The organism is Enterococcus sp. DIV1682a (assembly GCF_051711005.1).
In the GTDB taxonomy this organism is placed as follows: Bacteria; Bacillota; Bacilli; order Lactobacillales; family Enterococcaceae; genus Enterococcus_B; species Enterococcus_B hirae.
This window is the reverse complement of the sequence record NZ_JBIOLT010000001.1, coordinates 907430-928737: the sequence shown is the minus strand read 5'-3', so window position 1 is coordinate 928737 and position 21308 is coordinate 907430. Positions and strand designations below refer to the sequence as shown.

At 37.3% G+C, this 21308-nt stretch carries 15 protein-coding genes; 4 read left to right on the top strand and 11 right to left on the bottom strand.

The features are described from left to right. Positions 1-138: 138 nt before the first annotated feature. Both ptsP and IGJ23_RS04320 read right to left on the bottom strand, forming a co-directional pair. Positions 139-1866, bottom strand: a complete 1728-nt coding sequence (ptsP, locus tag IGJ23_RS04325; RefSeq protein WP_010719684.1) for a phosphoenolpyruvate--protein phosphotransferase — start codon at positions 1864-1866, stop codon at positions 139-141. Then, positions 1866-2132: a phosphocarrier protein HPr gene (locus tag IGJ23_RS04320; protein WP_010719685.1), complete on the bottom strand. Its 267-nt coding sequence runs from the start codon at positions 2130-2132 to the stop codon at positions 1866-1868. The genes ptsP and IGJ23_RS04320 overlap by 1 nt, the downstream gene beginning before the upstream one ends. Before the next feature lie 553 nt (positions 2133-2685). On the opposite strand from IGJ23_RS04320, the gene IGJ23_RS04315 reads away from it, so the two are divergent. Together IGJ23_RS04315 and IGJ23_RS04310 are read left to right on the top strand one after the other, a co-directional pair. After that, on the top strand, positions 2686-4923 hold the full coding sequence (locus IGJ23_RS04315; protein ID WP_034867873.1) for an ATP-dependent Clp protease ATP-binding subunit: 2238 nt from the start codon (positions 2686-2688) through the stop codon (positions 4921-4923). A gap of 203 nt (positions 4924-5126) precedes the next feature. Further along, positions 5127-5447: a DUF1827 family protein gene (locus IGJ23_RS04310; RefSeq protein ID WP_010719687.1), complete on the top strand. Its 321-nt coding sequence runs from the start codon at positions 5127-5129 to the stop codon at positions 5445-5447. Positions 5448-5545: 98 nt separating this feature from the next. Here IGJ23_RS04310 and IGJ23_RS04305 read toward each other — a convergent pair whose 3' ends face one another. The 6 genes from IGJ23_RS04305 to IGJ23_RS04280 all read right to left on the bottom strand — a co-directional run bounded on the left by IGJ23_RS04305 (position 5546) and on the right by IGJ23_RS04280 (position 16382). After that, complete coding sequence (locus IGJ23_RS04305; RefSeq protein WP_207433193.1) at positions 5546-5719, bottom strand: hypothetical protein; 174 nt, start codon at positions 5717-5719, stop codon at positions 5546-5548. Between the two features lie 149 nt (positions 5720-5868). Next, complete coding sequence (wecB, locus tag IGJ23_RS04300) at positions 5869-6969, bottom strand: non-hydrolyzing UDP-N-acetylglucosamine 2-epimerase (RefSeq protein ID WP_010738142.1); 1101 nt, start codon at positions 6967-6969, stop codon at positions 5869-5871. Between the two features lie 80 nt (positions 6970-7049). After that, positions 7050-8630, bottom strand: coding sequence for a peptide chain release factor 3 (locus tag IGJ23_RS04295; RefSeq protein WP_010738143.1), 1581 nt, complete (start codon positions 8628-8630; stop codon positions 7050-7052). Between the two features lie 331 nt (positions 8631-8961). Further along, positions 8962-13098 (bottom strand): polysaccharide lyase family 8 super-sandwich domain-containing protein, encoded by a 4137-nt coding sequence (locus IGJ23_RS04290; RefSeq protein ID WP_438774649.1) that lies wholly within the window; start codon positions 13096-13098, stop codon positions 8962-8964. Positions 13099-13732: 634 nt separating this feature from the next. Further along, positions 13733-15109, bottom strand: coding sequence for a hemolysin family protein (locus tag IGJ23_RS04285; RefSeq protein WP_063626815.1), 1377 nt, complete (start codon positions 15107-15109; stop codon positions 13733-13735). Between the two features lie 151 nt (positions 15110-15260). Beyond that, positions 15261-16382: an AI-2E family transporter gene (locus tag IGJ23_RS04280; RefSeq protein ID WP_010719694.1), complete on the bottom strand. Its 1122-nt coding sequence runs from the start codon at positions 16380-16382 to the stop codon at positions 15261-15263. A gap of 142 nt (positions 16383-16524) precedes the next feature. Here IGJ23_RS04280 and IGJ23_RS04275 point away from each other — a divergent pair, with 142 nt between their 5' ends. Continuing rightward, positions 16525-16959: a GNAT family N-acetyltransferase gene (locus IGJ23_RS04275; protein ID WP_010719695.1), complete on the top strand. Its 435-nt coding sequence runs from the start codon at positions 16525-16527 to the stop codon at positions 16957-16959. Positions 16960-17087: 128 nt separating this feature from the next. On the opposite strand, the gene ntdP is transcribed toward IGJ23_RS04275, so the two are convergent. The 3 genes from ntdP to recX form a co-directional block, all read right to left on the bottom strand. Further along, complete coding sequence (gene ntdP / locus IGJ23_RS04270) at positions 17088-17621, bottom strand: nucleoside tri-diphosphate phosphatase (RefSeq protein WP_010719696.1); 534 nt, start codon at positions 17619-17621, stop codon at positions 17088-17090. A gap of 93 nt (positions 17622-17714) precedes the next feature. Then, the gene (gene mutY / locus IGJ23_RS04265; protein ID WP_438774648.1) at positions 17715-18896 is read right to left on the bottom strand and encodes an A/G-specific adenine glycosylase; all 1182 of its coding nucleotides are present in this window, start codon (positions 18894-18896) and stop codon (positions 17715-17717) included. Further along, positions 18889-19686 (bottom strand): recombination regulator RecX, encoded by a 798-nt coding sequence (gene recX, locus IGJ23_RS04260; protein WP_010738148.1) that lies wholly within the window; start codon positions 19684-19686, stop codon positions 18889-18891. The genes mutY and recX overlap by 8 nt, the downstream gene beginning before the upstream one ends. 107 nt (positions 19687-19793) lie before the next feature. Here recX and rlmD point away from each other — a divergent pair, with 107 nt between their 5' ends. Beyond that, positions 19794-21191, top strand: coding sequence for a 23S rRNA (uracil(1939)-C(5))-methyltransferase RlmD (rlmD, locus tag IGJ23_RS04255; RefSeq protein WP_438774647.1), 1398 nt, complete (start codon positions 19794-19796; stop codon positions 21189-21191). Positions 21192-21308 lie beyond the last annotated feature (117 nt).

Sequence of the window (21308 nt, the reverse complement as noted above, 5' to 3'; positions counted from 1 at the left end):
CGCTGAACCTGTCACTCAAACTTAAGCCCTATTTTAAAATAACTCTATTTTTCATTCCTTATTTTTACCTATATGTAAAAATCCCATTGTAAAAAGCTGATACAGCTACTATCGCTGTACCAGCTTTTACTCGTAATATTATTTTACGTATTCATTTACAAGTTCAACGACTTCTTCCATCGTGTCACATTCTTTCAAAGCACGATCAGCAAGTTCAGCCATCTTCGTTGTATCTAAACGTTTCATTAAACTACGTGTTTTCAAGATTGATGTTGCACTCATTGAGAATTCATCTAATCCCATACCTACAAGTAGCGGAACTGCGGTTTGATCCCCAGCCATTTCGCCACACATACCAGCCCATTTACCTTCAGCATGCGCTGCATCGATCACGTTTTTAATCAAACGTAGGATTGATGGGTTGTAAGGTTGATACAAGTATGAAACACGTTCGTTCATACGGTCAGCTGCCATAGTGTATTGGATCAAGTCATTCGTTCCTACTGAGAAGAAGTCAACTTCCTTAGCAAACTTGTCAGCTAAGACAGCAGCTGCTGGAATTTCGATCATGATGCCGACTTGGATCGTATCAGATACTTCCACGCCTTCATTCAATAATTTTTGTTTTTCGTCTTCAAAGATTGCTTTTGCAGCACGGAATTCTTTAAGAGTCGCTACCATTGGGAACATGATACGTAAGTTTCCATGAACAGATGCACGTAATAATGCGCGCATTTGTGTACGGAACATTTCGTCACCTTGTTCTGACAAGCTGATTCGTAATGCACGATAGCCTAAGAATGGGTTCATTTCATGAGGCAATTGTAAGTAAGGTAATTCTTTATCGCCACCGATATCCATCGTACGCACGACAACCGGTTTACCTTCCATACCTTCAAGAACTGCTTTATATGCTTCATATTGGTCATCTTCAGTTGGGAAATCAGGAGAATCCATGTACAAGAATTCTGTACGGTAAAGACCAACCGCTTCCCCGCCGTTATTATGAACACCAACTAAATCTTTTGGTGTACCAATATTTGCTGCTAATTCAAAATGTTTGCCATCAGCAGTAACAGTTTCAGCATTTTTTAATTTTTCCCATTCTGCTTTTTGAGCAGCGTATTCAGCACCGATTTTTTCAAATTCAGCTTTTTGTTCAGCTGTAGGATCAACGATTACATCGCCTTCAATCCCGTTAACAGCTAACATGTCGCCTTCTTTGACTTTAGCAGTGATTTCTTTTGTACCTACGATCGCTGGGATTTCTAAAGAACGTGCCATGATCGCTGAGTGTGAAGTACGTCCGCCGATGTCAGTTACAAACGCTTTAACAAAATTGCGATCTAATTGAGCAGTATCACTTGGTGTCAAATCATGAGCAACAACAACTACTTCTTCGTTAATCATTGATGGATTTGGTAATGTCACACCTAGTAAATGCGCTAAAATACGTTTCGCAACGTCGCGGATATCAGCCGCACGTTCTTGCATATAAGCGTTGTCTTCCATAGCTTCGAACATACTGATATACATATCAGTTACTTCTTTTAATGCTGATTCAGCGTTTACGCTGTTATCATTAATGTTTTGTTTAATTTGACCAACCATTTCTGGATCAGACAGAACCATCAAGTGTGCGTCAAATACTTGCGCTTCTGCTTCACCTAAGCTTTGCGCTGCTTTTTCACGAATTTGTTGCAATTCTTCAGTAGATTTTGCTAAAGCATCATCTAAACGAGATGCTTCAGCTGCTGTATCTTCTACTGTTGTCTTACTGAATGTTAAATCCGGTTGAACTAGCAGGTAAGCTTTTGCAACGGCAACGCCGTCACTAGCGGCAATCCCTTTTAGCATTTCAACCATTATTCAGATAATCCTTCTTTCTTCATTGTATCAACGATAGCTGCCATTGCGTCTGCTTCGTCAGCACCTTCAGCTGTGATTGTAACGTCAGAACCTTGACCTACACCTAAAGACATAACGCCCATGATAGATTTCAAGTTTACTGATTTACCTTTATACTCTAAGTTTACATCAGAGTTAAATTTGCTTGCTGTTTGTACTAATAATGTAGCTGGACGTGCGTGGATTCCAGTTTCTGCTACTACGTGAAATTCTTTCTTTTCCATATTAATCGGTCTCCTTTAAGTGAGTGTTGTTTTTATGTGAGGGTTTTCTTTTTTAGCAGTTTACTAAGAACACTAATAAGTAGTACCCTTTCATTTGTAAAGATTACCATTTTTTCCCGATAGATACAACAGTTTTCATTTAAATTCAACTAAAAGTGTGGAAAATAATTAGCACTACTTTTAAAAATATGAATACATAGGATAACAACCGTATTCATTCTACCTCACTTCTTTTTTTAGTAGCTTTGATTCTCTTTACTGATCCCTCAGTAAACAAGCAAACAAAAATAGACTCTGCCAAGTGAAATATCTCCTTCTATTTATCATTTTTATCGAAGAACGACTTATTCATTTCTTCATTTATTTTGAAAAACTAAATACTTGCACGCGTCCTAAAATTTAGTATAATTATAGCCAAAGGTCAATAATGGTCAATAACATTTTTTACCTTTTCAACTTTTGAGTAAATGAGGGTTATTCTTTTACCTTCGTAGTCACGCGTTGTAAAATAGAATGGAAACATGTGAATCATGTGAAAGGACGTGAATCATTTATGCTTTGTCAAAATTGTGGGAAAAATGAAGCAACGATCCACTTATATGCAACAGTAAACGGACAGAGAACGCAACTTGATTACTGCCAAAGTTGCTATCAAAAAATTAAAAATCAACAAAATGGAGGTCTGACTAGTATGGCTCAAAATGATCCTTTTGGTTTTGGCAGCTTGGACGACTTATTCCGCTCCATGTCCCGCCAAATGCAACAGCAAGGAAACTATGAACAAACTCCTCCGACCCAATTTGGTGGTAACAACAACTTTAACGGCGGTCAACCACCGCAACAAGGAAATTCCGAAGGTCTTTTAGGAGAATACGGAATCAACATCACCGAACAAGCTCGTCAAGGTGACATTGATCCTGTGATCGGCCGTGATGATGAAATCAAACGTGTGATCGAGATTTTAAACCGTCGAACAAAAAACAATCCGGTATTAATCGGTGAGCCTGGTGTTGGTAAAACTGCCGTAGTTGAAGGACTTGCACAAAAAATCGTAGATGGCGATGTGCCGCAAAAATTAATGGATAAAGAAGTGATTCGTTTAGATGTGGTTTCTTTGGTTCAAGGAACTGGTATCCGTGGACAATTTGAAGAACGGATGCAAAAATTGATCGAAGAAATTAAGCAGGCTGAAAATGTCATATTATTCATTGATGAAGTCCATGAAATTGTCGGTGCTGGTTCTGCCGGTGATGGGAACATGGATGCGGGAAATATTTTAAAACCAGCTCTAGCTCGTGGCGAACTACAAATGGTTGGTGCCACTACATTAAATGAATACCGCATCATCGAGAAAGATGCAGCTTTAGAAAGACGGATGCAACCGGTTCGGGTCGTTGAACCTTCTGTTGAGGAAACAATCAGTATCTTAAAAGGATTGCAAAAACGCTACGAAGACTACCATCACGTCAAATATACCGATGAAGCAATCGAAGCTGCAGCTATTCTCTCAAATCGTTATGTTCAAGATCGTTTCTTACCAGATAAAGCGATTGACTTGCTTGATGAAACTGGCTCAAAGAAAAACTTAACGATTCAAATCGTTGATCCTAAAACCATTGATAAAAAACTTGAAGAAGCACAGGAACAAAAAATCCAAGCTTCTAAAGAAGAAGACTTTGAGAAAGCCGCTTATTATCGTGACCAAATCAGTAAATTAGAAAAGATGAAAGAACGTCAATTAACAGATGAAGAAACGCCTGTTATCACAGAAAAAGATATGGAAAAAATTGTGGAAGAACGTACGGGCATCCCCGTTGGCGATCTAAAAGAAAAAGAGCAAACACAATTGAAGAATCTTGCAACTGATCTAAAAGCACATGTGATTGGACAAGACGATGCCGTAGATCGTGTGGCAAAAGCTATTCGTCGTAATCGGGTTGGCTTGAGCAAGAAAAACCGCCCTATCGGATCATTTTTATTCGTAGGTCCAACTGGTGTCGGCAAAACTGAATTAGCCAAGCAACTGGCATTTGAATTATTCGGTTCCGAAGATTCAATGATTCGTTTTGATATGTCTGAATACATGGAAAAACACAGTGTATCTAAATTGATTGGTTCTCCTCCTGGCTATGTGGGCTATGAAGAGGCAGGTCAACTTACTGAAAAAGTACGTCGTAATCCTTATAGCTTGATTTTATTGGATGAAGTGGAAAAAGCACATCCTGATGTGTTACACATGTTCCTCCAAATTTTGGATGATGGCCGTTTGACTGACGCACAAGGTCGGACAGTAAGCTTTAAAGATACGATCATCATTATGACAAGTAATGCTGGTACAGGTAAAGTCGAAGCAAATGTCGGTTTTGGAGCAGCTCGTGAAGGGGTTACTCGTTCTGTTTTAAACCAACTAAACAATTACTTCACACCTGAATTCTTGAACCGTTTCGATGGAATCATCGAATTTAGCGCGCTATCAAAAGAAAACTTAATGACCATCGTTACCTTGATGCTAGATGAAGTCAATGAAATGTTAGCAGCACAACAACTGCATATCGAAGTGCCGACAAATGTCAAAGAAAAACTTGTTGACTTAGGCTATGACCCAGCAATGGGCGCACGCCCTCTTCGTCGAACGATCCAAGAACAAATCGAAGATGGAATTGCTGAATTTTATTTAGACCATCCTTCAATCCATGAACTAAAAGCAAAATTGGATAAAGAAGAAAAAATTGTGATCACTTCTAAACCAGAACGTTTAGTCAAAGAAACGACAAATGAGCCAACAAACTAAACATCTGACAAAAACTTCGCTTTGCGACTGATAAAAAATGAAGCACCCATGAAAAAGCGACAGCTTTTCTCACGGGTGCTTCATTGCTCAAAGCGGATTTTTGATTGTTTTTTGACAAAAAGCAAAATACTGTTCTTTTCATTAGAAAAAAATTATAATGAAATTAAGTTGTATCTAAAATCTACATAAAAGAGGTGAGCGCCATGAAATTTGTCAATGTAACGAATAGTCATTCACGTTTGGTTTTAAACCAATTGGAAAATACAGATGCTCATATGGTGAAGGTTTACACTGCAGGCAATACAATGATTGTTTACACTGAAGCACCGGAACATAACGAGATTTTACTGATTAATGAAAAACGAAAAATACAACCCAAAGAAATTGAAGAAGTCAAAACGTATTTCCTCAATAAAATCCATGACGCCCTATATCAAGAAAACGAAATCCAAGTAATTGAATTAGATGACTTAGTTGAAATCTCGATTCCGAAACATCATCCCCACACTGAGGTTGCAATGTGATGATTACAAATAAACAAAAAAAGAAACCTTTTTTAGAAGGATCGAAGGATAATGTTTGATTTTATCCTTGATCCAGCTCATTTATAGAGCTGGATCTTCTAAGAATGATTGGTTTCTTTTTTTGGTGTTTTTCCTAGTCGAACGATTGCTCTTACTTCGTTAACGATCGATTCATTATGCTCCCAACCTTCAACATCTAACAGCCTGCATAAACGCTGCATTTCTAACTTTTTTCTTGCTTTACGTTGTTTTCGTTGCTCCAGTGTTTCCATCCAACTCCCCCTTTTTTCTTTTTATATGTACACATCTTTATTTTAATTCATTTTATTTCAAAGAATTTACCAATTTTTTCTTTAAAATAAAAAAAACTTTCCACCAAAATTGTTGGAAAGTTTTTTTTTGCTTTTTTGGTAACCTGTAATCAATGAAATGAGGCTGCGATAGCCTCTAAGATTCGTTGACTTGCGTAACCATCTCCATAAGGATTTTTTGCTTGTGCCATCTTTTCATAAGCCTTTACATCAGTTAACAATTGTTTTGTCTCGTCATAAACTGTCTCTTCGTCTGTACCAACGAGTTTTAAAGTTCCGGCTTTTACACCTTCCGGTCGTTCAGTGGTATCACGTAAGACAAGAACCGGAACACCTAAAGAAGGTGCCTCTTCTTGAACTCCGCCTGAATCAGTTAATATAAGATAACTTTTGGCTGCACAATTGTGAAAATCAATGACATCTAATGGTTCGATCAGCTGAACATTCTCATATTGTCCTAAAATAGTATCAGCTAATTCTCGTACTTTAGGATTTTTATGCATCGGAAAAATAATGGATACATCAGAAAATTCTTCAGCAATCCTTCCTAATGCTTGAAAAACGTTCGCCATTGGCTCGCCTAGGTTCTCACGTCGATGCATTGTTACTAATAATTGTTTAGTGGAGCTGCTCGAAAGATGATCGCTTTTTTGATCCGCCACGATCGTGTACCTCATCGCATCGATCGCCGTATTGCCAGTAACGAAGATGTTTGCTTCATCGTGGTGCTCTCTTCTAAGATTATCAGCACTTTCATTGGTTGGCGCAAAGTAGAGATCCGCTAAAACATCTGTGGCTTGCCGATTGATTTCTTCAGGAAACGGTGACCATTTGTTCCAAGTTCGTAATCCTGCTTCGACATGTCCGACTTTAATTTGTTGATAAAATGCTGCGGTCGCTGCAGCAAATGTTGTGGTCGTATCTCCATGAACTAAGACGATATCAGGCTGTTCTGCTTGTAAGATTGGTTCTAATGATAAAAGAACTTTCGTTGTAATAGCGGTGAGTGTTTGATTGACACTCATCACATCTAGATCGTGATCAGGAGTAATTTCAAACACTTCTAACACTTGGTCTAACATTTCACGGTGCTGGCCTGTAACCGTCACGATTGATTCAAAGCGCTCATCTTTTTCCAGCGCTTTGATCAAAGGTGCCATTTTTATTGCTTCTGGACGTGTTCCAAAGATCGACATTACTTTAATCATCATTATATTCCTCCGGATTATTTAGTTATTCTCTCCCGGCTATTTTCATAGTACTCCCAAAGCACCACCATGTGATGAGCGCTTTACATTAAACTTTTTAATTTGACATTTGGGTACTTGTCAGCAAACCAACGTTCAGCAAATTGGTTTTCGAACAAGAATAATGGCTGATCAAAACGGTCACGTGCCAAGATATTACGACTAGAACTCATCTTCTCATCTAAATCTTCGGGCTCGATCCAACGGGCAATTTTATGACCCATAGGTGACATAATCACTTCTGCATTGTATTCATTTAGCATCCGGTATTGGAATACTTCAAATTGAAGTTGTCCAACTGCGCCAATGATGTATTCTTCCGTCAAATAAGTTTTATAGAGTTGGATCGCACCTTCTTGGACTAACTGATAGATACCTTTATGGAATGATTTTTGTTTCATCACATTTTTAGCAGTGACTTTCATAAATAATTCCGGAGTAAAGGATGGTAACTCTTCATACGCCACCTTCAATTTTCCTTCATAAAGAGTATCGCCAATTTGATAATTTCCTGTATCATAGACCCCGATAATATCCCCTGCTACAGCATTCTCGACATTCTCTCTTGAGTCAGCCATAAACTGCGTCACATTACTTAACTTCAATTTTTTACCTGTTCGTTCTAATTGAACATCCATCCCACGTTCAAAAGTTCCAGAACAGATTCGCACAAAAGCAATCCGATCTCGGTGAGCTGGATTCATATTGGCTTGGATCTTAAAGACAAAACCTGAAAATTCTTCTTCATAAGGACTAACTTCTTGTCCTGATTGTGTTTGATGTCCGTAAGGTGAAGGGGCTAATTCCACGAAGGTTTCTAAAAATGTTTGCACACCAAAATTTGTTAACGCTGAACCAAAGAAGACCGGTGTCTGATCTCCCCGAGCAATTTTTTCTTCATTAAAAGAATCTCCTGCTTCTTTCAACAATTCTACTTCTTCAAGAACTTGTTCATACAATGAATTTTCCGTCAAAGGATGGCCTTCTGGCAACAATCCTTCTTCATCCAAAGCAACAAGGCGCTCATCATTATAATTTTCTGGACGATAAAACTCAATACGATTATGGTGGATATCATAGAGTCCTTCTAAGCCTTTCCCCATACCAATCGGCCAATTCATTGGATAAGACTCGATATCGAGCAACTCTTCCAATTCTTCTAAAAGTTCTAATGGTTCGCGACCATCTCGATCTAATTTATTGATAAAGGTAAAAATAGGGATTCCTCTTTTTTTAACGACTTGGAATAATTTTTTTGTTTGAGCTTCAATCCCTTTGGCACTATCGATGACCATAACCGCACTATCGACAGCCATCAATGTCCGATACGTATCTTCAGAAAAATCTTCATGCCCTGGGGTATCTAAGATATTGACTCTTTTACCATGATAATCAAACTGCATCACAGAACTGGTAACTGAGATTCCACGTTGCTTCTCAATTTCCATCCAGTCAGATTTTGCAAAGTTACCAGTCTTTTTCCCTTTGACAGTTCCTGCCTGACGTATTGCGCCACCAAATAAAAGTAATTGTTCAGTAATCGTTGTTTTACCAGCATCCGGATGGGAAATAATCGCAAACGTGCGTCGGTTATCTACTTGTTGTTTTAAGTTAGGGTTATTCATGTTTTACTCCATTTCTGTTACATCATTATCATCTTATTCGTCATCCTGTTCGAGGAATGATCGAACTAGCTATCTCAACTTACCAAGTATATCATGGAAACTATCAAAAAATAAACACTTGTTATGAGTCTTCTCTCTTTCTCTGTTGAATAACATATAAACGACTTTTTCAATAGGAGAAAATAAAGCTTTTCCTGCTACTATAACAACTGAAAACAGATTAAACGAAAAAAGTTGAACTTAGAACAAGCTTTTGTTCCAAGTTCAACTGTCTATTTCAATTATTTACAGACAAACGATTATTTATTTTACATCGTGTTTTTTCATCAGATTACTTGCCTACTTTATTTTGACTCCTCTTAGGCTCCTTTCGACCTTTCAATAGGAACAAGCTAATGAATACCCCTAATAAAATTGTATATCCTAATTTTTGAAGAACTTGGTTATTCTTTTCACCTGTTTTTGGTAATAGACCTTCCTTACCAGTCCCTTCACTAATAGAAGATTTACCTATTTCATTGTTGTCCACTTGTGTATTTTTACCTTGCTCCTTTTTATTATTGACGTTTTTATCTTCCTCAGAGGATGATGCAGTTTCTTTATTCTCTAATTGTTCAATTGCCTGCACCAAATCGTTCATCACTTGTTCGACTTCGACTTGCGTCGTATTTGGATCAGCTAACACTGCTTGCGCTGCTTCCAGCGCTTTGCGGAACACTTGCCAACTTTCTGCTGTATAACCACTTGCGATTCGGTTTTGGTTTTCTTCGACCAATTTTTTTAATGCTGTTTTGTCTACTTTAATTACTTCTTGTAATTGCTCGATGGCTTTTCTCACTGCTTGAATTGCTTCATCCACTTCGGCTTGCGTTGCTTTTGGATCAGCTAACACTGCTTGCGCTGCTTCTAGCGCTTTACGGAACACTTGCCAACTTTCTGCTGTATAACCACTTGCGATTCGGTTTTGGTTTTCTTCGACCAATTTTTTTAATGCTGTTTTGTCTACTTTAGTTACTTCTTGCAGTTGCTCGATGGCTTTTCTCACTGCTTGAACTGCATCGTCTACTTCGGCTTGCGTTGCTTTTGGATCTGTTAACACCGCTTGGGCTAATTCCATTGCCTTAGTGAAGACTTTCCAACTTTCTTTTGTATAATCGCTTTCGTTTCGGTTTTGATTTTCTTCGACCAATTTTTTTAATGCTGTTTTGTCTACTTTAGTTACTTCTTGCAGTTGCTCGATGGCTTTTCTCACTGCTTGGATTGCTTCATCTACTTCGGCTTGCGTTGCTTTTGGATCTGTTAACACCGCTTGGGCTAATTCCATTGCCTTAGTGAAGACTTTCCAACTTTCTTTTGTATAGTCGCTTTCGTTTCGGTTTTGATTTTCTTCGACTATTTTTTCTAATGCCGTTTTATCTACTTCTGAAGGAACTTTGATAGTAATTGATCTCGAACTTCCTTTTAACCCTTTGCTATCAAATAGAAATGCTCCTGAATCCATGGTAATTTCGGACTCTTTTTCGATAACCTCAATGATCTCTTTCTCAATCGAAAATTCAATCACCTTATTATTTTGAACAGGATTCGAAATTGACAGTCGATAAGTATCATTACTCAATTTTTCTGCAATAATGGATGCAGGTTCAGATACGTGAACAAAAGCTGCCTGTTGATTTCCACTCCAAGCATTCAACATGAGATAGTCTTTTGTCTCAATCGCTTGGATTTCTGGTGTGTTTGCTAACACATTATAGCTTTTATGTTGCGCCATTTCTGCCATTTCTTCTGCTGTCTTTCCAGCAACAGTCAAATACTCATAAGTATCATTTTGAGCGTTACTTCCATGATTTTTGATGATTTTTACAAATTCTTTTGTATATGATTGATCATTGACAAAATATTCGTTGATATCCAAATATTTGCCAGATCGAATTTCTTTTTGAACGTCAACGTTCGACATGGTATTTGGAAAAATGTAACCTAAATTATTGAGTGGATTTGTCGAAGTAAGATTGATCCAAGTAGAATCAGCTGTTTTCTTTTGGATAATTTGCATGTTACTTGAATCCATCATTCGATTATCAAGGATCGTCTCAATTGTCGCATTCGTTGTTCCGCTGATTCCACTGCCTAAATTAATCAATTTATCTTCTAACAAAAACCATGATTTCTTTGCTACCAAATCCATATTTTCATTTTTCTTATCTAAAAACATTCCGACTGCAGCTACTTTTCCATTATTCGATCCTCCCACCCAAGACTGAGGACTCTTTTTACCAGTAGAAGCACCTTCTGCTAACACTTTTGTGTCTATAGTGGTACCTGGTAAGCGATAAGAATCAATAGTGACCCAATAACCTTCATCAAATTGAGCGAGGTCACCGTTATAAAGATAAACCATCCCATCAGCCGTATGCCATCCTTTTTTATTTTCAGTATTTCCATATTCATAATTTCCAATACGACTAGAGTACATACTTATTCCGAGACTATAACTCTCGTTTTTTTGAAACACTCGATCCATTGAACCATAAATATTCACGAGATTTTGCTCTTCTTTACTAGTTATCGAAGGCTCATTCATGATTTTCTTAAGATCAATCAACGCTTCAAAGTCTCTTGGGTTTTCAAAAAAATCATAAAAATAACTACTATGCTCAAGCCATGCTTTAATAGACGAATCAATTTTCTTGCGTAAAATTTCTGGCGAAAATTTCGCTACTAATGTAAGATTGGCGATCGTTTCCTTTCCAGATTCAAATTCAGAGGTAAAGGGATTCGTCCCAGGAGCTCTAGAAATACTTCGTCCTGATACCATTGAGGGCATTTTTCCATTTACCATCAATTGTAAATAACCTTTATCGGTTACTTGAAACAAGTTATTTATATTGTCATCTTTGATTTCCCAATGTGTCCCTTGCAAAATCGTTTGAACCCGTCCAAAGCCTTTCAGCAATTCATTTCCATAACTTCCGTTATATGGGAAATGACTATGTTGGATTAATGAGCCGTCTGAATATAAGCCATCTCCTCCTGTCACCATTTTTAAAACGGATGGAACAGCGCTTTGAACTGCCTCTACTCGGGAATCATTTTCTAATAAAATGGCTGTTCCTAAGACGGTAATAGATATATCTGTTAAGTTCGCTCCTGTAGCCGTATAGCTAGGCCATTGAACTTTAGGATCTTGCGCATAGTGGTTTAAAGGTTCAACAAATTTAGTTAAGATTGCATCATCTTTTTCGATTAAATCATCATGTAATAAAATCAGTGTATCTGTTAATGGCTGTGCTGATCCAATTTGCCAATCCCACCAATTTCCACTCCAGTAAGTTCCATTGTAGTTTTTGGTTTCAATCATAAAATCAATTGCTTTCAAAATTTGCGTAAAAACCTCTTGATTCTTATATAATGAACTCGAAGGATCATAATAACCTAATGTCAATTTTTTGATGTTGGTAAATTGAGTGGTATAGTCTGCTGATAGTGTGTCTGAACTTTTTTTCTCCCACAAATAAGTTCTATTTTCTGACTTATTAAGTGTTTGCCATAATTCTAAACTATCTTTGGCTATTCTCGCTCGATATTTTTTTACGTCCGAATCCTGATCAAATTCTTCATGATCTTCTTTAGATCCTAGCAAGCGTGCTTTCCATCTCTCACGCATTTCACGATACTCTGCTTTTTCTTGAATAACCGTAACTGGAATCGTATCACTTAAATCCGTATTTTTGATTCTCACAGTCACCTTTGCTTCTCCGGTTTTGAGTGCTTTCATTCTTCCTTGACTGTCTACATTGACAATACTAGGATCACTACTGCTCCACTCAATTTGTTTTTCAGGAACTTGGACGCCTGTTGGTGTTAATATGTAAGTTAATTGTTTGGATCTTTTCTCGCTGATTTCGGCTGAATCAATCGAAAACTTTATCCCATCAGGTAAACGTGCTTGACGATAAGCTTCCATTGAAATAATGCTCGAACCATAATATTGACCATTCGTGTGCTTCCACATTTTTAGTTGTTGGTATTTAATATATCGAGCTGTTACATTCGCTACTTCAATATATTTTTTTGCTTCTTTCCCGCCACTTCCACGCTCCTCCTTATAGATGGATTGATAATTTTGATTGTCGTTAGAAACTAATACCTCATATTCTGGACTCTCCGCATGAAAGTGTAAAACCACCTGACCAATTGTTTTTTCTTCTCCAATATCAACAGTCAGCCACTGATTATCTGTTTTATCCGCTGACCATCTCGTCGATATATCCCCATCAACCGCTTTTTCACCTACAAATTGCGGATATTTCCAATTATCTCCTTGTTTCCCACCTTCTACTCCTGAGTAGGTAACATTCTTTTGAAACAAAAAATCTTCAGTATCTTCAGCACAAACGATTGGACTGTAAAAAGATGTAACAACAAGCGCCAATCCTGTTAAAGCAAAAATGATTGCCTTCTTCATTAAAAAATTCCTCCTTTAGTTAAATAGAATAGTCGATAAAAAATTTTAAGTCGTGAGGCAAAATGAATGATCATCAATTTTTTATCCATTCTTTGCAACTTTTGTACATACTACTTTTACTTGAGAGAACTACCTAATATTTGTTCTTAGTTTTTTAGTTTCAATTGAGATAAATCATTGGAAGAATCGCTCATATCTGCTTATTCGTAAAATATTTAAAATCTGTCTTTCTACTAAAAACACTACTTTACATTTTCCCCACCTCCTCACTGATTCACTTAAACATATAAAAAAATAGGCATGAAAAAACGACGGAAGACTCCGTACGTGTTTTCCATGCCTAGTATAACCTAGTCACATGAAACTTGTGTTTGCGTTTTCATAATACTCTAGCAAAAATTTATTGTCAACCAACAAAACATTTAAATATACTGGTTATATTATGTATAAGTTAACTGGGAGCATAGGATCTTATTGTATGTTTTAGTAATCTTTACAAAAGGGTAAAGTTCTGCCTCTCTTGTTTCTGACTACCCCTCAACTTAGGGAACCACACTGATTTACGTATCAACTTTGGAAAAAAGAAAAAAACATCCTTGCACAAAATCTCTTCTGTGCAAGGATGAAACATATCTTATCTTCTCGGCTCATTTTCATCAAAATCTTTATAAAATAAACGACGGTCCTCATCTGGTTCCACAATTTCTTCTTTAGGATCATGGAACACCACGCGAATTTTTAAAATTCTAGAACCTTCCATTTCTTCAGAAGTCAAGGTAATGTTGTCTACATCAAACGATAATTTTTCTCCCTCATCAGGGATCATGCCCAAAGCAGTGATTAAATAGCCTGCCATCGTGTCAACATCGCTCATGTGTAAGTTACTGTCAAATACTTCGTTGAACTCATCGATCAACATTCGTCCTTGGATCACGTATTCATGTTCAGCAACCTTTTCATATAATTTTTCGACTTCATCTGATTCATCATCAATTTCACCGACGATTTCTTCTAGTAAATCTTCTAAAGTCGCTAAACCAACGACTCCACCATATTCATCCAGTAAAATAGCCATCTGGTTTTGAGTTTTTTTCATTTCGTACAAGAGATCATCAATGAATATTGTCTCTGGTACAAATAAAGGTTCTTGCATGATTTTTTGAATATTTAAATTTTCAAAGCCAAATTTATGAGCAGCTTTCAATAAGTTTTTCGTATGAAGAATCCCAACAACTTTGTCTTTGTCTTCATTATAGACCGGAATCCTTGAATAATTTTCTGATAAAACTTCATTGACATTCTCTTCAACGGAGTCATTGATATCGATCATAAAAGCATCTGTTCGAGGAACCATTACTTCCCTAGCTACTTTGGTATCTAAAGAAAAAACACCTTGCAGCATTTCTAACTCTTCATTATCAAGTACACCTTCAGTTTCCAACATATACCGCATTTCATCTCTCGTCATTTTTGAATCTTCATCATCAAAAGTCATTGGTGTGACACGAGCTAGTAAACTAGTCGATGCAGATAATAACCAGACGAAAGGTTTGGCAACCACACCGATCAGACGGATGATCCCTGAAGTAAAGTTGGCTACTTCTTCTGATTTGTTCAAGGCGATTCGTTTAGGATACAATTCACCAAAAACAATCGATACGTAGGTCAAAATAGCTAAAACAATAATATTGGCAATATTTCTTGCTGCTACACTACCACCTAATAATGGTGCTAATTTTTCTGATAATGTATTGGCTAACGAAGCACCGGATAGGATATTGACTAACGTGATTCCTACCTGGATCGTTGACAGAAAGTTATTTGGGTTCTGCAATATTTTTAAAAGCTTTTGAGATTTAACATCTCCTTCTTCCGCTTTTTGCTCGACTCGATTTTTGTTGATCGAAACAACAGCAATCTCGGAAGCAGCTAAAAAAGCATTGATCAAAGTTAAAATGATCAGTAATAAAATTTGCGCTAACAGCGACTGACTCTCAGGGTCAGCATTCATAATCGCATTCTCTCCTTATATTTTTTAATTTTTTTGTTTACGATAGAAAAAAAGCGTGACTATAAAGATAGCCACGCTAAAATGTTATCACAAAGAATTTTTCTTTGCAATAAAAACAACTATGAAGCAATTAGTCGGAATTGCTGATACGTTATTCCAATGTCGTTGCAATTTTTTTCTTTTTTTCATTTTGCTGGTCTTCTTTAACAATTTTGATGACATAAGAAATAATCGTCTTACAAATGGCATAAAACGGTACACCTAAGAAAATACCGATCAAACCAGCAATGTTTCCAGCTACTAATAACACAATAATGATCGTTAGCGGATGGATTTTTAATGATTTTCCGATGACATTTGGATAAATCACATTTCCATCCAATTGTTGAACGATCAAGACAACGACACAACAAAGCAATGCTTTAACAGGATCATTGAATACTGTCACTAAAAATGCTGGAGCTAAGCCTAGGTAAGGACCTAGATAAGGAATCAAATTAGTCAAACCAGCGATGACGCCAAATAAAAAGGCATAATTGACCCCTAGAATCAGATACCCCAAAAAAGTAAATGTTCCGACAAAAAGACATTCAATCGCTTGACCACTAATGTAGTTAGCTAATGTTTTGTTCAATTGACCAAGTAATTCAACAATTTGATCTCTTCTCTTTTCAGGAAAGAATTTCTTGACTGTCGGAACCATTTTTTCTCCATCTTTCAACATATAAAACAAAATAAATGGAGCTGTGATGATCACGATTGTAGCAGAAGCGATCGTACCGACAAGCGATCCTAAGCTGTTTGAAATCCCGCTGAGGAACTGTTGGATAATCTTAGCATAAGAAATATCTAATTGATTCAAATAATGATTGATATCTACTTCTTTGAAGATCGGTAGTTGGGCCATATTATTTAACCAAGTCTCTACACGACTAATAAAGTCAGGAATATTCGATGCGATGGATGAAATTTGTTGGATCAAGCTAGGAATCACGCTGAGCAAAATCCAGATGATCGCTGCGACAAGCAAAAGTAATACGATTGCTACCGCCCAAATGCGTTTGATTTTGATCTTCATCAATAGTTTGACAATAGGATTCAACAAATAATACAAAAATCCAGCAATCAAGACTGGTGCGAATAATGTTGAGAAAAACGTTCCAATTGGTTGAAAGATAAAATTGATTTTTGAAGAAACCAAGATCAACGTGGCGATAATGAGTAATTCGCAAGACCAAAACATCAATTTTGATTGTTTCAATTTTTCAAACAATATACTTCCTCCTTTCGTCTTTTTTACTAGTATATATTATTTGTGTGAAAATTTCTTTTATTCTTACTGCTATTTGTTTTTTTATCCACTTTTCATTTTATTTTCTTTACAGTATACTAAACGAATGAAAGGTGGGTTTCGGATGAAAGTCGTTCAAACAAAAGATACATTAAGTGATATTTACCTTGATGCCGTTCGTATTAGAAACCAAGTTTTTGTCAAAGAACAAGGCGTTCCTATAACTAGAGAAATTGATCAAAATGAAGCACATTGCATCCACTTTGTTCTTTATTCAGACCAAAATCTACCTTGTGGGACCGTTCGGCTATTACCATTAGAAAATGGAAAAATGAAGTTACAACGAATGGCGATTCTTGCAGATTATCGTCATCAAGGATTAGGTCAAATTTTAGTAGCTGAAGCTGAAGCTTTCGCCAAAAGTCAAGGATATAATACGATTTTGCTAGGCGCCCAAGCAACAGCTGAGAATTTCTATAAAAAATTAGGATTCACTGCTTATGGAGAACCATTTGAAGATGCTGGTATTGCTCATATCGCAATGAAAAAAGTCTTTTAATTATTGACAGGCTATCAAAGCAAGGATCATCCCTTGTCCTTTTTCTTCCATCATCAGTGTTTATGTTGAAGAACCCATAGCAAAAAAGCAGTAAGCGCAAAACTTTTGCGCTTACTGCTTTTTTTTGTTTACTTGCGCGACAATTGCTTGTAACGGTTATACCAAATATCAATATAGCCTTCGGAGAAAGGGCCCTCACCATTATTGATCCAGTCAACCAAGATCTTCACGTTTTCTTTTAGGATGAAGTCGATATCATTCGGATAATTCATCATTTGGCTATGCATCTCATATTCATCGACATCTAGTAATCGTTTCTCTCCATCAGGAAAAACTTTGATATCTAAATCATAATCAATATACTTCAATGCCTCATCGTCCAGCAAAAAAGGTGAAGCTAGATTACAATAATAGGAAACCCCCTTTTCTCGAATCATTGCTATTACATTGAACCAGTACTTTTTGTGAAAATACACAATTGCTGGTTCTCGAGTCACCCAACGACGTCCATCAGACTCTGTAACTAGAGTATGATCATTGACACCGATCATCGAATGCTCACTTGTTTTTAATACCATGGTATCACGCCACGTTCGATGCAATTTGCCGTCATGTTTGTAACTTTGGATCGTTACAAACTCACCTTCTTTTGGGACTCCCATAGCAACCCTTCCTTACGCAGCATCTCATGCTTTGTGTTTGGGTGTTCATTACACCGACATCGTAATTATTATATCAATAAAAAAGAGCTTTGCCTAGAAAGGATTACTATTGTTTCGATTTTTCTCTAATTGTTCGTTTAATTTTACCTGTACTTTTGGAAAAGCCACGTTATCGAAGTCTTCTGGTAATAACCATTGTGTTATTTCAGTTTTAGGAAATTTGTCATTTGATTGAGAAGGTATTCGACCGTAAAATAGTAATACGTGCCATTTCAAATGGCTAAAGATATGCGTTACCTCTCCCAAATGCCGCTTTTGCCAAATCAATTGTTCTTTAAAATGAAAGGGTAGCTCCGTTTCTTCTTCTGCAACTTTGTCTTGATCGAATAAGCTTGGTTCATGAGATTGAGCCCATTCAGCCTGCAACCATTCGTATTTCTCTTTTGTGACTTCGACCATCGGGAACGTCCACATGTTTGCTAATAACCTTTGCGTATGTCGTTCCTCAAAATAATAGGCTCCCGCCTCATTTTGAATCGCTGCACACACATAATAGACATCTTTTGGTTTGGCTTTCTTTGTTTTTACTGGAAACGAGGTTTGCTCATTTTTTTTGTAAGCTAAGCAAAATGATTGGATCGGACATGATTCACAATTAGGTGAAGTAGGTGTACAAATGGCCGATCCTAGGTCCATCATTGCTTGGTTAAACTCACCAGGATGCTTCTCATCAATGATCCTACGCATCGCCTCATCAAAAATTTTCCGACTAGAAGCTTTGGCGATGTCAGCTTCAATACAAAATAAGCGACTCACGACTCTCATGACATTCCCATCGACTGCTGGTTCTGGCAAGCCAAAAGCAATACTTGAAATAGCGCCTGTAGTATAAGGACCAATCCCTTTCAATGAACTGATTTCTTCTGGTGTTTGCGGCATACGTCCATCAAATTCTGTCATGATCTGTTGGGCAGCAGCTTGGATATTTCGAACGCGAGAATAATACCCCAATCCTTCCCAAGCCTTTAAAAGTTTTTCTTCTGGTGCCGCAGCTAACGCTTCAATCGTCGGAAACCATTCCATAAAGCGATAAAAATAAGCAATTACCGTATCTACACGGGTTTGTTGAAGCATGATTTCAGAAATCCAGATACGATAAGGATCACGATCATAGCGCCAAGGTAGATTGCGTTTTTCTTTCTCGTACCAGCCAACAAATTGCGTTTGAAACTGTGCGATTTCCTCTTCCGTCCATTTTTCCCATTCTTTATTCACTTGCTTCTTCCTTTTCTACGATAAATCGTTGGATCATTTCTAAATCAAATCCTTTTTGATATAAGCTTTGTTTGATTTTTAAATTACGTTTTTTCGGTTCAAATCTCTCATTTTTACGCCATAACTTGTCCCCTTGTGAAACTAATGCTTCATATTCAGCGTCTTCATCCGTTTCTTGTGGTAAATGGGCGATGGCTTGTTGGATCGCCTCTTGGGTGAATCCCTTTGTCATCAAGTTTTGTTGAATTTTTCTAAAAAGTTCTTTATGACTTTTCCCATGATTTTTATTGAATAATTTTTCTGCCGTTTGCGATGCTATCGCTATTTGTTCTTCTTCTGGATATTGCAACAGTGCTTGCTCGATGATTTCCGGTTTCAAACCTTTTTGTTGTAATTGCTGAGCTATTTTTTTTGGTCCTTTGTCACTTAGTCGTACATTTGTCCGTACGTAGCTTTCACCATAGACGAGGTCATTGATCAAATCTAATTCCTTTAAACGGTCCACGATCTTATTACGGTCAGCTAGTTCAATCTCTTTTTCTTTCAAATAAGTTCTAATTTCTTTTTCTGAACGCAATTGATAACTTAGATAATTGAGCGCTTGTTGGAGACCAAAGTCAAACCCACTACTTTTCTTGATTTCCTCAATTGTTTCTTCTGTTAATTCTTGTCCCTTTAACAAGCGGTAACGCACCAAGATATCTTCTGAAACCTTCAAAGAATCTCCTTCAGATAATTCGACTTGATAAAATGGACCTTTGCCTTTACTGATCCTAGTAACTGTTATCATTGAGTTACCTCCTCGAACGTATATTCTTATCATAACATAGAAAATCCCCATCGCTATTAATAATATGTTAGAATAAAACCACACTATTAGAAAAAAGGAAGATACTTATGACAGAAACCATTGTCAAAAACGGCCAAACCATCCCTTTAAAAATCAAACGACTGGGTATCAACGGTGAAGGGATCGGTTATTTCAAACGTTTGATCATCTTTGTCCCTTATGCACTGCCCAAAGAAGAAGTTCTTGTCAAGATCACGAAAGCAACACCTCGCTATGCGGAAGCTCAGTTAATCAAAGTCAAAAAGCAAAGCAAGGATCGAGTGGTGGCGCCTTGTCCAGTGTATTATGAATGTGGTGGCTGTCAGCTTCAACATTTAGCATATCAGGCGCAACTTGATTTCAAAAAAGATTTGCTTATGCAAGCGCTAGAAAAATTCAAACCGGCTGGCTTTCGTTCTTACGAATTACGTCCAACGATTGGCATGGAAGAACCATGGCATTACCGAAACAAAGCACAATTCCAATTAAGAAAAAATAAGAAAACACAACAAATCGAAGCTGGGCTATATCAAGCAAATTCCCATGAACTTGTGCCATTAATCGATTGCTTAGTTCAAGAACCACAGACACAGAAAGTGATGAATACGGTCGTCGAGTTATTGAATAAGTATGACCTTCCTATCTATGATGAACGGAGCAACAGCGGCATTTTTCGGACGATCATGGTACGTGTTGGAATAAAAACGGGTGAATTACAAGTTGTCTTTATTACTCGCAGTCAAAAATTTCCACAAAAAAATGCAATCATCCGTGACATTAACCAACAATTGCCAGAGGTTGTTTCAATCATGCAAAATGTTCAACCTGCTAAAACTTCTCTCGTAATGGGCGATGAAACAATCCACCTTTGGGGAAAAGATGCTATTGAAGAACATCTCAATGAAGTTACTTTTGATCTCTCACCACGAGCTTTTTTCCAGTTGAATCCGCAACAAACAGAAGTCCTTTATAATGAAGGAATCAAAGCACTCGCGATCCAACCAAATGAAACGATCGTAGATGCTTACTGTGGTGTGGGAACGATTGGTTTAAGTGTAGCAAAACAAGCGAAAGAAATCCGTGGAATGGATGTGATTCCTCAGGCTATTGATGATGCACGTAAAAACGCTCAACGTTTAGGGTATACTAATACCCATTATGAAGTTGGAACTGCTGAAGAATTATTGCCAAAATGGCTCGAAGAAGGATTTGAACCAGATGGGATCATTGTCGATCCCCCTCGTACAGGGCTTGATTCTCAGTTGATTCAATCGATCCTCAACTATCCGCCAACGAAATTAGTGTATATTTCCTGCAACGTCTCAACCTTAGCACGAGATCTGGGACAATTAAGTAAGAAATTCAAAGTAGAGTATTTGCAGTCAGTGGATATGTTTCCCCAAACGGCTCGATGTGAAGTCGTTGTAAAATTGACTAGAAGATCAAGTGTTACCAGCAAAAATTAGTTGAACTTTTTTCGGTACTTTTTCTGCTCGTCTGACTTAACCCAACCTAAGTAAAATAAAAAACATCCAAAACACAGCTCTGTGTTTTGGATGTTTTTGTTATGCAATAGTTCATGA